The sequence below is a fragment of the Leucobacter sp. USCH14 genome (assembly GCF_037619215.1).
Classification (GTDB): Bacteria; Actinomycetota; Actinomycetes; order Actinomycetales; family Microbacteriaceae; genus Leucobacter.
The window spans coordinates 216,887-231,099 of record NZ_JAQPZP010000001.1; the positions used below are offsets into that span (position 1 = coordinate 216,887).

Below are 14,213 nucleotides of genomic sequence, written 5' to 3' on the forward strand. Positions count from 1 at the left end.
GGGCTTGGTGAGATTCACCTGTGCGGACCCTGAAGTAAGGGTAAGAGTTGCATCGTCTGATGAAAATCGTCAGACTAAAGGGCGGTACTGGAGGTTAGGGGAACCTCAGTTCAATCCGATGAGCGGGTTGCTGTTTGCGCGGTGGCCAATACCAACAGAAAAGGAGTGCACTCGTAATGACTGCACAAAAGAACTGGCGACGCGTGCTCGCCACCGCGACGATGGGCTTGCTCGTCGCCAGCGGCCTGGCGCTCGCGCCCGCTGCGGCGAACGCCGCCGATGCGCCCACGATCAGCGGCGTTGCAACTGCGGTTGCGAATGAGCGCGTCGACATCGCGGTTACGGGATCCGGATTCGACGATGTGCAAATGTTGCAGGGTCAGAGTGAGCCTCACGTGTACGTAAAGCTTTCCGAGGTGGGTGCGGACCTCTCAAAGGTTGAACAGAGCGACACATCGATTTCGCTTTCTGTGGTCGACGGCGGGGTATCCGGAACGCTGCCCGTTCCTGTAGCAGAGCTGGACCGCACGAAGACGTACGAGTTGATCTCCTGGCCGTCGCGTTCGAACCCCACGAACGAGAACTTGTACGCGCGGGCGGGCGTGACCATCGACTGGGACGCACTCTTCCCGCCGGCACCAGCGGTACCCACGATCAGCGGCGTTGCAACTGCGGTTGCGAATGAGCGCGTCGACATCGCGGTTACGGGATCCGGATTCGACGATGTGCAAATGTTGCAGGGTCAGAGTGAGCCTCACGTGTACGTAAAGCTTTCCGAGGTGGGTGCGGACCTCTCAAAGGTTGAACAGAGCGACACATCGATTTCGCTTTCTGTGGTCGACGGCGGGGTATCCGGAACGCTGCCCGTTCCTGTAGCAGAGCTGGACCGCACGAAGACGTACGAGTTGATCTCCTGGCCGTCGCGTTCGAACCCCACGAACGAGAACTTGTACGCGCGGGCGGGCGTGACCATCGACTGGGACGCACTCTTCCCGGCAGCACCCGAGGTTCCCGCAACAAGCCTCGACCTGTCGGTTCTTCCCGCAGAGGGCAGCCTGACGATCGAAGCCACCGTCTCGAATCCTCCGGTAAACAGCCCAGGAACCTACCTGTCGTTGATTGAAGAAGGCACTGCTGGCGAACTCACCCAGGAAAATCCGGGTCTCGGCGCCACGCTGATCTCCGCTTCCGACTTCGTTGACGGTGTGGCCGAAGCTTCGATGCACATCGATGCGAAAGACCTGGATCGCACGAAGAGCTACGAGGTCATCGCTTGGGCGCATCGGACGCTGCCTACCGCAGAGACCCTCTACGCCAGGACTGCCTTGGAGGTCTCAGCTGCGCAGTGGGACATCGTATTCCCCGTGGTCTACACGCCGAAGCTCTCCGTTTCGGATGCCTCGGATCTCGACCCCGCCGGCGCGACGGTCACCGTAATCGGCTCCGGCTACAACCCGAAGCAGGCGATCTACATCTTCCTCTGCTCGGATGTCGAGCTTCCCACAAACCTTTTCGACCATGCACTGAATTGCCAAAAGGGCGCAAAGGTCGTTTACGCGCACGGTGCTAAGACGAAGGCAGGCGATCCGCAGCCGCTTCAGTTCGACGCTGAGGGCAATTTCACTACTTCGTTCGATGTGCGAGCTCTCGATGCAGCCGCCACCGCGGTCTTCACGGCAGCCAATCACACGGCAATGGCTGACCGCGGCCAGGATGCGAAGGCCGTGCTGAGCTTTGCGCCCGCAAAAGACACTTCCGTCGCGGTGACTGCGCAATCCGAAAGCGTTTTTGGAGATCGGGTACAGCTCTCAGCCGCGGTTACTCCGGTAAACGCGGAGGGCACCGTGACTTTCTATGCCGATGAAACTCCATTGGGAATTCCTCAGACGCTGCTGCTTGGCAGCGCGAGCGTGAGCGTCGATCAACTGAGCGCGGGAACACACGAGATCACGGCGCGATTCACGCCGAAGAACAACAAGATATTCGATGCCTCGGAGTCGGAGGTCCACTCTCTGAACGTGAAGAAAGCGCCCACTTCGATCAAACTGAATGATCCTGCCGCGACCGTGTTCGGCACTGAGGCGAAGTTCGAAGCGTCAGTCACGCCGGGCGCAGAAGGCACGGTCGAGTTCTTCGCCGAGGAACAATCCGTCGGGATTGGCACGGTTGTAGACGGCAGCGCTTCGGTCGCCGTGGGTGGATTGAACGCTGGTAATTACAATGTGACCGCCAAATTCACGCCGACTGCTGATTCAAACTTCGAGGAATCGGTTTCCGACGGTGTCATGCTCACCATCGAGAAAGCGAAGACCGCCACTGAACTGATCGCGCCGTACACAGTGGAACTGGGCACTTCCGCTGCTTTCATGGCTGAGGTCTCTCCCGCGGCTTCGGGCTCGGTCGAGTTCTTCATCGATGATGTCCAAATCGGAGCCTCGATTCCCGTTGTTGAGGGAACGGCGACCTCCGAGAAGACTCCGGCGCTGAACAATGACACTCATGATGTTCGAGCGGTGTTCACTTCAGCCGATCCGAACTATTCCGATTCTGAGGGGTCTGCTGAGATCCGGACCGTCGATCACGATTCGGCGACCGCCGCTATCAAGAACGGTGAGCAGAAGATCGTGGCTGGAACTACCGTTCGGTTCGAGGTCGGCGAGTTCGCAGTGGGCACCGACGTGAGCGGCGTGATCGACCCGACGCGCGCGCCCGAGGAGTCCGAGGACGAATCGGCGCCCGACTTGGCGGGCGCCGCGGCAGTATCGCTGCAGGCTGCGGCGAGCGGAATCGATCTCGGCACCGAACTCGCCGGAGCAAATGGGTTCGCGGCATTCAAGTTCGTCGTACCCGAGGGTTTCGAGGGTGAGCACACCGCGATCTTCACCACTGCCTCGGGAAGCGAGGCCGCCGTGACTTTCGTCGTGGCGGCCGCCGCAGTCGACGCCGCTGGATCAGGAGCCGACGGGTCCGGTACGGATACCCCCGCAGATGGTGCGACGGGCGTAAACGACAGCAATGCTGCGAACGCAGCTCAGGGTGCTGAAGGGGCCGCTTCCGTGGGAGGTGAACACGGTTCCAGTAGTCAGCTCGCCTCCACCGGCGGAGGAGACTTCGTGGGAATCGCCATTGCGGCGCTGCTCGCTTTCGTCGTAGGGGCTGGTGTCATCGCGACGCGACGTCGGGTCAATCAGTAAGTGAAGTATCGGTGACGTGGGCCGAAGGGGGCAAATTTGTCTCCCTCGGCCCGCGTCGCCTATGTGTCAGGAGTACGCATGAATCCGCTCACCCTCAGTCGAACACGATCGGCCGTGATTGCTTTCGTTAGCGCAATTGCGGTGGCGGGTTCGTTGATTCTCAACGTCGCCCCCGCTTTCGCTTCCGATAGTGACGCGCAATCGGCGGTTTCCTCTCATGTCGGAGGGGGGCGGAGTGTTACGGGGGTCGAGCTTCACGTTCAAGCGTCCCACTCAGGTGACCGTTATGAGCTCACCGTGGCCGGGTCGATTCTTCCGCCCGAAAACACCACCACTTCTGGGATCGAGCGTGTGGAAGCGGCTGTGATTCCCCGGGGACAGGAAGCTCATCCGTCAGCAGTCGCTGACGGTGTGATCGCCACCGTGCCGGTTGATGAATCGGGCAACTTCACTGCTGATAATGGCGAACTTTCTATTGCGAGCGCTTCTCTCGAGGACGGCGAGGCGTTCGACGTTGTCGTCTGGCCCGCACATGAGGAACTTGACCCGCGATCGGTATTACGTCGAGTTGAAGTTCAAATGGACCCAGCACCAGAAGGTTCGGTTCCGGAAGCCGAGGCAATGGAAGGCAGCGAAGAGATCGGCCTTGAGGCCGAGGCTGCGCACTCTGCACAGTCAGGAGATCATGCCGAGAGTTTCCTTGAGCTCCAGCAACGCACGCTGACAGTCGAGGTGGAGGAGAAGGCGAACGATGGTCTCATCGTTTCAATCTCAGGATCCGGATTCGACGACGTGAAGAAGCTGCCGGGCCAGGATAGTCCCCACGTGTACGGAATGCTCTCGAAAGTGGGAGCCGATCTGTCTCAGGTGTCGGCTAGCGATACGGCCATTTCCATGGAGGTTCGCGACGGTGCGATTACAGGTACCCTCGAGGTGCCGATCGAGGAGCTCGAGCCTTACGAAGATTATGAAGTAATCACATGGCCCTCGCGCAGTAATCCAACGCCATCGAGTATATATGCGAGGGCAACGGCTGATATCGATTGGAACGTGGTCCTCCCGGAGGGAGAAGAGGGTGCGCCGTCACTTCAAGCTGCAGTACTGACGGCCTCCGAGAAGGGGCTCACGGTCACGGTCACGGGAGAGCAGTTTGCGCCTGACGTCGCAGGAGGCTCCGTTACCGTCGCACTCGCATTGGAAAGCGAGAACGCCTACAACTCTGTTGTCTCAAACACCGTTGAGCTGAAATCAGACGGACGTCTCGACACCAAGATTTCCGCTTCGCGGTCGAAGCTTGATCGCGGAGCAACGTACCGCGTCATCGCTTACGGCAAGTCCGAAGCGAACGAGCTCGCCAGCGCTCCAGTTCGGGTAACTGCTGATCACTGGACTCGGATCTTCGGTGCTCCCACTCCTGGTACCGTTTCGGTGGAGCAGGTCCGAGTCGTGCCGGAAGGTCTCGAAACACGCGTTCGAGCATCGAATTTGCCGAGTGACCTTGTGTATGTGGCGATCATTGAGAAGGGCACTGAAGCATCGTTGACGCAGGAGGGTGGCTACGTTGACTTTCTCTATCAGCCCGAAGTGCGAAACGGCGAAGGATCATTCACATTTGTGACGCCCAAGGAAGGTTTCAAACGGTCGAAGGAGTACGAGGTTCTCGTATGGAGATCGCATTCGAACCCCACGAAAGATAACCTGTACGGCCGAGATGACCTCGTCGTCACCGCTGCGCAGTGGGATGCCCTTCAAGGGACGAAAGCTCCGCAGAAACCCGCAGCCGCTTCACCGAAGCCAGCTCCTGTATCCTCGGAGAGTACTGCCGCTGCCGGCTCACTCACTTGGGGAATCTCGAGCGAGTTCGCTGACTATACGACGAATCCCAAGCGCGCCGGAGGGAAATCGGGCGGAAAGATCTTGACCGACGGTGTGGGAAGCGCCGGGGGTGCCTATATGTTCCCGCAGGCCGATGGTGGCTCGTGGAACTCAGCTACGCAAACGGGCTCCATCCAGTACTCGGGCGTGGTGACCTTCACCGCTCACAAGGGCCTGATGAACGAAGTGTTCTCCAACCCTACGATTTCGGTGTCGAGCCCGAGCGCGGCGACTCTCACTGTTTCGGGCCGTAAGTACGGTCTTGATTTGAGTGCGGCGAGTAAGGCAACCGGATCGAATGGTGAGGTGACTTGGAGCGGCGTGCCGGTTGCCGGTTCGATCAGTGGAGGCAACGGGAGCGGCGGCGGGTCGTTGGGCATGGATGCGCTCTCATTCACAGTGGGGGCGGCGAGCAAAGTCTCATTTGGGACGACCGTTGCTTCGAGTCCTGAGAAGAAGCAGTACACCGCGGCCGATACGCCTCCGGCGACGACGGGGGTCACCGTGCTCACGGACGCCGACAAGATCAAGCCGGGCGGCCGCATCGAGATCGAGGCGTCGGGCTTCGATGCCGACGACGAGGGCGTGCTGGTCGTGCTCTACTCCGATCCGATCGTGCTCGACGATGCCGCAACCGCGGACGAGAACGGCGTGGTGCGCTGGTCGGGCACCCTGCCCGAGGACGTCAGCGGCGAGCACACGATCACCATTCAGGGCAGTACGAACGCCGGCGCCGTGATCGACATCGTCGAGCCGAAGCAGAAGAAGTCCGCGAAGTCGGCCGGTGTCGACACGGAGACGCTCGCGGGCGGCGTCGCGGTGGATCGCATGACCTCCGCCGGGCTCGTTCCCGCGTCGGGCGGCATGGCACTCTGGGAGTGGTGGGCGAGCGCCGCGGGGCTCGTCGCCATCGCGGCCTGCATGACGCTCCTCACCATCCGCCAGCGCCGCAACGCGGCCTAGTGCTCCGACCTTAGAACGCATCACACACCACTCAGGAGGCTCACTCGTGAACGCCCGACTCCGCCGCCCCGGCTCACTCCTCGCGGGTGCCGCGATCCTCGGCGGGCTGCTGCTCGCTCCCACCGCGGCGCAGGCGCAGCCTCTCCGCGCCGAAGGCGAGTCCGGTGCGTGCGAGATCACCGGCGGCGACCTGTCGTGGGGCGTGAAGGAGAGCTTCCGCGCCTACATCAGCGGCAGCATCGCCAACGGATCATGGGAGACCGCCGACGGCGCATCGTATGAGACGCCCGAGTTCACCTGGAGCGGCGCGACAGGCAGCATCGACCCCGAGACCGGTGTCGGCAGCGTCTCCTTCACGGGCAGCGTGCACTTCACCGGCCACGACGGCGTGCTCGATCTCACGCTCGCGAACCCCACGGTCGAGTTCGAGGGCGACGGGAAAGCGGCCCTGCTGCTCGATGCTCGGAGCACGGATATGGAGGGCGCGGTCGCGGTCGATACGACGCAGGAGTGGGTCGGCGACGTCACGGTGCCGGATCAGCTGCCCGTCGCCGACGACGCCCTCGTGGCCGATGAACTGCCGTCCTCGCTCACCAACACGGGCGCCAAGGCGTTCGCCGGGTTCTACGAAGCGGGTGAGGATCTCGATCCGATCTCGCTCGATCTGCAGTTCGCGAGCTGCGCCGATTCCGGGGGTGCGGCCGCCGAGAGCACACCCGAGGAGAGCGGTGCAGATGCCGAGGGCGTCATCCCGGCGCCCGAGACCGCTGAAACGGCGGCACCGGCCGCTGAGCCCGCATCGATTCCGTGGCTTCCGATCATCATCGGCGGCATCGCGATCCTCGTGATCGGCGTGACGGGCGGCATGCTGCTCGCGGGCCGCAAGGGCAAGCCGAGCGCGGCCCCGGCCGCCGAACCGGCCGAGGAGCCCGCCTCGCCCACTGACGCGCGCGCGAACGACCGTCTCTTCGGAGACGAGCGATGATGCGTTCGAGGATCGCAGCCGGCGTCGCCACCCTCATCGCCGGTTCGCTGCTGCTTGCAGGGTGCGCCGCACCCTCGTCATCGAGCGGTACGGACGAAGCCTCATCTGCGACGCCCTCCACGCAACCGCTCGCCGATCTCACGACGCTCGACGACCCGAAGGCGTACGAGGGCCCCTCGACGGCGGTGCTGCAGCACTCCGAGATCGAGCCCGTGGCGGAGAACCCCGCGCAGACGCTTCCGGCGACCGTTCCCTCCTACGAGACCGACGGCTCCAGCACGGAGGTCACGGTCGAACGGGCCGACAAGGTCGTCGCCGCGGACCTCGGCGGCAACATCTCGGTCACGATCGCCGGGCTCGGCTTCGCGGAGAGCCTCGTGGGTGTCGACCAGTCGACCACGCTCGGGAGCCTCGCCGACCTTCCCCGGGTCACGAGCGGCGGTCACACCGTGAACGCCGAGGCCATCATCGATCTGCATCCCGATGTCGTGATCACCGACGGATCGGTCGGGCCGCGCGACGTCATCGAGCAGTTGCAGGACGTCGGCATCCAGGTCGTCTTCGTGAAGAACGACCCCTCGTTCGGCGGCGCCGAGGAGCTCGCGCGGCAGGTGGCCGCCATCTACGGGAGCCCGGAGACGGGGGAGCAGCTCGCGCAGCGCATCGCCGGCGAGGTCGAGGCGAAGATCGCGGAGATCGCCGAGATCGCGCCCGATGCCGCCGGTGACAAACTGCGGATCGCGTTCGTATACCTCCGCGGTTCCGCCGGCGTCTACTACCTCTTCGGCAAGGAGTCGGGAGCCGACCAGCTCATCGAGGCGGTCGGCGGCATCGACGTCGCGACGGAGATGGGCTGGGATGGCATGAAGCCCATGACGGACGAGGCCCTCGTGAAAGCGAATCCCGATCTCATCCTCGTGATGTCGCACGGAATCGAATCGGTCGGTGGCGTGGACGGTCTGCTCGAGGAGAAGCCCGCCATCGCGGTGACCACCGCGGGCGAGCACCGCCGCTTCGTGGACATGGAGGACGGCACGGTGCTCTCCTTCGGCCCCCGATCCGCGGAGATCCTCGACGCGCTCGCTCGCGCGATCTACGCCCCCGAAAGCCAGTAGGGGCCGCAGCTCGGCGCGGGCCCGGCCGATAGAATGGGTGCTCGTGCCTCAGCCGGATCCGCTTGGAATCGGCCTCCGTCAGTCCAGAGAAAGCACCCCGTGACGCACCCCGTACAGAGCATCGCCGGCCGCCGCAGCGCCAGTCGGGGTGCCATCGTCATCACGGCCGCCGTGATACTCATGGTCGTCGGCATCATTCTCTCGGCGGGTCTCGGGCAGCTCTCCATCGGGCCGGCCGAAGTGGTCGGATCGGTGCTGCGGAAGGTCGGAATCGCCAACTTCTGGGCGCCCACCGACGAACTCATGGATCGTACGCTGTGGCAGATCCGCTTCCCCCGCGTGACCATGTCGCTGCTCGTCGGCGCCGCACTCGCGGTCGCCGGCGCCGTGATGCAGGCGATCTTCGGCAACCCGCTGGCGGAGCCGGGCGTCGTCGGCGTCTCGTCGGGAGCGGCGCTCGGCGCGTCCGCGTCCATCACGCTGGGCATCACCGCCTTCGGCGGGTGGACCGTCGCGGTCTTCGCGTTCCTCGGCGGTCTCGCGGCGACCTTCATCGTGTACCTCACCGCACGCGCGCAGGGCAGGACGGAGATCGTGACGTTGCTGCTCACCGGCGTCGCCATCAATGCGTTCGCCGGCGCAGGCCTCGCGCTCTTCACCTTCATCGGAGACACCGCCAGCCGCGAGCAGATCGTCTTCTGGCAGCTCGGCTCGCTCAACGGATCCCGTTGGAACGAAGTCGGGATCGTAGCGGTCGTCGCTGCAGTCGCGGCCTTCATCGCGATCCTGCTCGCCCAGCAGTACGACCTGCTGTCGCTCGGGGACCGCACCGCCGCCCACCTCGGCGTGCGCGTCGAGCGACTGCGCATCCTATCGATCGTGCTCGTCGCCCTGCTGACCGGGGTCGGCGTCGCATTCGTCGGCGTCATCTCTTTCGTCGGCCTCGTCGTGCCGCACCTCATGCGCATGATCCTCGGCCCGGCCCACCGTCTGCTGCTGGTCTGCTCGCTGCTCGGAGGCGCCGTGCTGCTGATCTACGCGGACCTGCTCGCTCGCACGCTCGTCGACGGAGCGGATCTGCCGATCGGCATGCTGACGTCGCTCGTCGGCGGGCCCTTCTTCTTCTGGCTGATCAGACGCAACCGACGACGTTCGGGAGGCTGGGCATGACCGCCGAGCAGGCTTCGCAGGGGCGCGGCGCGATCGCGCAGCGAGTCGCCCACGTGAACTACCATGTCGGGTCGCTGCCGATTCTCACCGACGTCACGATGGACGTGCGCTACGGGGAAGTGCTCGCGCTCGTCGGGCCGAACGGTGCCGGCAAGTCGACCCTGCTCAGCGTGCTCTCCGGCGACATCGTGCCGACCAGCGGCACGGTCGAGCTCGAGGGCCGCGGCCTCGGAGAGTGGCGCGCTCGTGAGCTGGCTCGGTCGCGCGCCGTGCTGCTCCAGGCCAATCAGGTCGCGTTCTCGTTCACGGCCCAGCAGGTGATCGACATGGGTCGCGCGCCGTGGATCGGCACGCCGGAATCCGACGAGGACGAGCGCGCGATCCGCGAGGCGACCGCTGCCGCCGACGTCGGTCATCTGACGCAGCGGGGGTTCCCGCACCTCTCCGGGGGCGAGAAGGCGCGCGTGTCGCTCGCCCGCGTGCTCGCGCAGGAGACGAAGGTCGTGCTGCTCGACGAGCCGACCGCCGCACTCGACTTGAAGCACCAGGAAGCAGTACTCCAGATCGCGCGCGGGCTCGCAGAACGCGGGCGCGCGGTGATCGTCGTGCTGCACGACCTGTCGCTGGCCGGCGCATACGCGGACGAGATCGCGATTCTCGCGGGGGGTGCGCTCGTCGCGCGCGGTGCGCCGGGGGACGTGCTCACCGAGGAGCGGATCGCCGAGGTCTACGGTGCTCCGGTGCGCGTGCTCTCGGACCCGGATACCGGCCGACCGGTCGTGATTCCGCGACGCGCGCTCTGATGCTGTCACCGTTCTGGCAGGTGCACCACTGTAGTGTGTCAGTATCTCGCGGTGCGCGAGCTCGGCTTCATGTAGGCGACATCTGAAAGGATACCGCGTGGCGCGACCGACCGAAGACGGGACCGAGAGTCCCTCTGCCCGTCAGTCGTACCCGGAGGACCGCTTCGATCGCGTGCAGCATTCCGGCCGGGTGGGAGCGCATCGCGTCACCGCGCGGCCCCGGTACATCTGGCAGTACCTCATCGCCGGCCTGCTGGGCTTCGCCGTGCTCACGACCGTGGGCATCCTCGCGGTGCAGAGCATCGGGGGATCGGGCAAGCTGCCGCTCACCTCGTCCGGTGGGACCTCCGGATCAGCGGAGCCGACCGTCGAGGCGGAGCTCGATCCCGAAGCGACGATCGCGATCCTCAACGGCACCTCGACGCAGAACCTCGCGGCAGCGCTCGACCAGATCGTGACGGCGGAGCAGTGGGGCAAGATCCAGTTCTCGGGAAGCGCGGCGACGACCGACGTCGCGATCTCCGCGGTGTTCTACTCGAGCCCCGATGACGCCGCAGCCGCCGCGGGTCTCGCGGAGAAGCTCGGCGGCGTCTCGACCTACACCTCGGAGGAGTACGAGTCGTACGGAGTTCGGCTCGTCGTGCTGCTGGGCGCCGACTACACCGGGCCGGGCCTCGACGAGGCCGCGCAGATCACCGAGGGCGATGCCGACAACGCCACCGATGCGGATGCCGAGGCCGCTGCGGATGCCGAGGGCGAGGACGCCGCGCCGGAGCGGGAGACGAACCCGGATACGGGACGCGAGATCAATCCGGAGACCGGGCTCGACATCGACCCTGCGACCGGATGGGACATCGATCCGAGCACCGGCTTCCCCATCGATCCGGCGACGGGTCTGCCGACGGACCCCGCGAACATTCCGCAGAACGGAACGGAAGTCGGCGGCACCGTTTCCGGTTGACGTCCGACGCACGCGGTGGTTATGGGGCGTTCTCGAAATGTTCGCTCCGCGCGAGCAGACACGCTTGCACTCCCCGGGCCAGAGTGCCAAAATGAGACTTAGCAGTCGATCCGACTGAGTGCTAAACATCCGTGCGCGGGCGTGACGCGTCGGCACGGTGCTCACCACATCGAACACCTCCGGAGGGGCGAATTACATGGCAAAGATCATTGCGTTTGACGAGGAAGCGCGTCGTGGGCTCGAGCGGGGTCTGAACACGCTCGCCGACGCTGTGAAGGTGACGCTCGGACCGCGCGGCCGCAACGTCGTGCTGGAGAAGAAGTGGGGCGCTCCCACGATCACCAACGATGGCGTCTCCATCGCCAAGGAGATCGAACTCGACGATCCGTACGAGAAGATCGGCGCCGAACTCGTCAAGGAGGTCGCGAAGAAGACCGACGACGTCGCAGGCGACGGCACCACCACCGCCACCGTGCTCGCTCAGGCGCTCGTTCGTGAGGGCCTCCGCAATGTCTCGGCCGGCAGCGACCCCATCGCGATCAAGAAGGGTATCGAGAAGGCCGTCGCAGCCGTCTCGGCGAAGCTCCTCGAGAACGCGCAGGAGATCGAGACCACCGACCAGATCGCGGCTACCGCATCGATCTCGGCCGCTGACGAGCAGATCGGTCAGCTCATCGCCGAGGCCATCGACAAGGTCGGCAAGGAGGGCGTCGTCACCGTCGAGGAGTCGAACACCTTCGGCACCGAGCTGGAGCTCACCGAGGGCATGCGCTTCGACAAGGGCTACCTCTCGGCGTACTTCGTCACCGACACCGATCGCCAGGAGGCGGTCTTCGAGGATCCCTACATCCTCATCGTCAACAGCAAGGTCTCGAACATCAAGGATCTGCTCCCGGTCGTCGACCCGGTGATCCAGTCGGGCAAGCAGCTCCTCATCCTCGCGGAGGACGTCGAGGGCGAAGCGCTCGCCACCCTGGTGCTCAACAAGATCCGCGGCATCTTCAAGTCGGCTGCCGTGAAGGCTCCGGGCTTCGGCGATCGCCGCAAGGCCATGCTGCAGGACATCGCGATCCTCACCGGCGGCCAGGTCATCTCGGAAGAGGTCGGCCTCAAGCTGGAGAACGCGACCCTCGACATGCTCGGCACCGCGCGCAAGGTCATCATCACCAAGGACGAGACCACCATCGTTCAGGGCGGCGGCGACGAGGAGGCCATCCAGGGCCGCGTCACGCAGATCCGTCGTGAGATCGAGAACACCGACAGCGACTACGACCGCGAGAAGCTCCAGGAGCGCCTCGCGAAGCTCGCCGGTGGCGTCGCCGTCATCAAGGCCGGCGCTGCGACCGAGGTCGAGCTGAAGGAGCGCAAGCACCGCATCGAGGACGCAGTGCGCAACGCGAAGGCCGCCGTCGACGAGGGCGTGCTGCCCGGTGGTGGCGTCGCGCTCATCCAGGCCGGCAAGGACGTCTTCGAGAGCCTCGAGCTCTCGGGTGACGAAGCCGTCGGTGCGAAGATCGTGCAGACCGCCATCGAGGCGCCGCTGCGCCAGATCGCGCTCAACGCTGGTCTCGAGCCCGGCGTGGTCGCCGACCGCGTCGCGAACCTCGCGATCGGCCATGGCCTGAACGCCGCGACCGGCGAGTACGGCGATCTCGTGGCTCAGGGCATCCTCGACCCGGCGAAGGTCACCCGCTCGGCACTGCAGAACGCGGCGTCGATCGCAGGTCTCTTCCTCACCACCGAGGCCGTCGTCGCCGACAAGCCGGAGCCGGCTGCTGCCGCTCCCGCCGGCGATCCGACCGGTGGCATGGACTTCTAAGTCCTCCGCCTCGGACGGGGTATTCGAACAGGGGTCGCGCCTTCGGGCGCGGCCCCTGTTCGCGTCTCCGGGGTTCTGTTGTTCCGCGGCGAGGTTTTGTTGCTCCGCGTTGGGGCTCTGTTGCGCCGCGTTTGGGTTCTGTTGCTCCGCCTCATGCAGGAGATCCGGCCGGTAGCGGACGCATTTCCACACGAGGCACTGCGGCGTGCGGGATCCACTGCACGAGAGCGACCACAGACGAACGTGAGGCGACAACCACCGCGCAACTGGGTAGCCCGTTGGGCCGGCGTATCGCCTGACTCGCTCACAGATGCCATGTGCCGGCCGCACCGCGGTGTTGCTCACCGATGCGTTGCTGAAGCGCGGGCCCGCTTCAGGCAGCGACCACGATGGAGCTATGAGCATTCGGGCCGAACTCCATCGCGCCGGCGGTCTCATGAGATCGGTGAATCTCATCGATCGTGGGTATACCGCGCACGTCATCGGCTCTGCCTGCGCAGCAGGACTCGTGACCCGGCCGGCGCGAGGCTGGGTCGCTCTGCCGGATGCAGATCGGGAGCTCGTGCTTGCGGCGCAGCGCGGCATGGTGGTGACGTGTGTATCGCCCGCGCGGAGGCTGGGCCTATGGGTGAGGCGGCTCGGGGGACTCCATCTCGCGACTCGATCGCCGAAGCAGCACGCGCTTCGAGGGCCGCATCGCGTGCACTGGGGTGCGACCATCGTCCGACGGGAGCCGTTCGCGATCATCGACTCGATAGAGAACGCGCTCAATTACGTCGCGACGTGTCAGCCGCCGGAGGAAGCTCTCGCGATATGGGAGTCCGCCCTGCACAGCGGGCTCGTCTCCCGCTCCGCGCTCGCCCGGCTTTCCTTCCGGGGAGCCGCACGGCGACTCTTGGAGCAGTGCAGTCCGCACTCCGGGTCCGGCGTGGAGACGTGCGTGTTGCAGCGATTGCGTCGGCTGCGCCTGCACGTCGTTCCGCAGGCGATCTTCAGAGGACGCCCAGAGGACTTCCTCATCGAACGATGCATGATTCTGGAGGTCGACGGGGCGACGCACACTGGTATCCAACGCGATCGCGACAACCGCAATGACGCGCTCGAAGCCCTCGACGGGTACTTCGGTATCAGGGTGTCGTATCGACAGGTGTTCGACGACTGGCCGGAGGTGCAGCGAATCGTCATGACGGCGGTCGCACAAGCGCAGCTTTCAGGAAGTCTTGCGGGACGCGGTGATCGCGCGGGAGCAGCGGCCATCCGTCCACCGCCCGCCGCGTGACCGCCGTGCAGTGGATCCTGTGCCGCGCGGAGCCGGTTCGGGGATCACC

At 64.9% G+C, this 14,213-nt stretch carries 9 protein-coding genes; all 9 read left to right on the plus strand.

Features of this window, described 5'->3' with window-relative positions:
- The first annotated feature begins 176 nt into the window (after positions 1-176).
- Positions 177-3,194 carry an Ig-like domain-containing protein gene (locus tag PQI23_RS00960; protein WP_339970735.1) on the plus strand — a complete coding sequence of 1,006 codons (3,018 nt, stop codon included), beginning with the start codon at positions 177-179 and terminating at the stop codon, positions 3,192-3,194.
- A gap of 78 nt (positions 3,195-3,272) precedes the next feature.
- Positions 3,273-6,032: an HtaA domain-containing protein gene (locus PQI23_RS00965; RefSeq protein WP_339970736.1), complete on the plus strand. Its 2,760-nt coding sequence runs from the start codon at positions 3,273-3,275 to the stop codon at positions 6,030-6,032.
- Positions 6,033-6,078: 46 nt separating this feature from the next.
- Complete coding sequence (locus PQI23_RS00970) at positions 6,079-7,017, plus strand: HtaA domain-containing protein (protein ID WP_339970737.1); 939 nt, start codon at positions 6,079-6,081, stop codon at positions 7,015-7,017.
- On the plus strand, positions 7,014-8,132 hold the full coding sequence (locus PQI23_RS00975) for a heme/hemin ABC transporter substrate-binding protein (RefSeq protein WP_339970738.1): 1,119 nt from the start codon (positions 7,014-7,016) through the stop codon (positions 8,130-8,132). Before PQI23_RS00970 ends, PQI23_RS00975 begins: the two co-directional genes overlap by 4 nt.
- 99 nt (positions 8,133-8,231) lie before the next feature.
- Positions 8,232-9,302 carry a FecCD family ABC transporter permease gene (locus tag PQI23_RS00980; protein WP_339970739.1) on the plus strand — a complete coding sequence of 357 codons (1,071 nt, stop codon included), beginning with the start codon at positions 8,232-8,234 and terminating at the stop codon, positions 9,300-9,302.
- Positions 9,299-10,105 carry a heme ABC transporter ATP-binding protein gene (locus tag PQI23_RS00985; protein ID WP_339970740.1) on the plus strand — a complete coding sequence of 269 codons (807 nt, stop codon included), beginning with the start codon at positions 9,299-9,301 and terminating at the stop codon, positions 10,103-10,105. The genes PQI23_RS00980 and PQI23_RS00985 overlap by 4 nt, the downstream gene beginning before the upstream one ends.
- 97 nt (positions 10,106-10,202) lie before the next feature.
- Complete coding sequence (locus PQI23_RS00990; protein WP_339970741.1) at positions 10,203-11,066, plus strand: LytR C-terminal domain-containing protein; 864 nt, start codon at positions 10,203-10,205, stop codon at positions 11,064-11,066.
- Between the two features lie 196 nt (positions 11,067-11,262).
- The gene (groL, locus tag PQI23_RS00995; RefSeq protein WP_339970742.1) at positions 11,263-12,885 is read left to right on the plus strand and encodes a chaperonin GroEL; all 1,623 of its coding nucleotides are present in this window, start codon (positions 11,263-11,265) and stop codon (positions 12,883-12,885) included.
- Positions 12,886-13,825: 940 nt separating this feature from the next.
- Positions 13,826-14,164, plus strand: coding sequence for a hypothetical protein (locus PQI23_RS01000; protein WP_339970743.1), 339 nt, complete (start codon positions 13,826-13,828; stop codon positions 14,162-14,164).
- Positions 14,165-14,213: the final 49 nt, after the last annotated feature.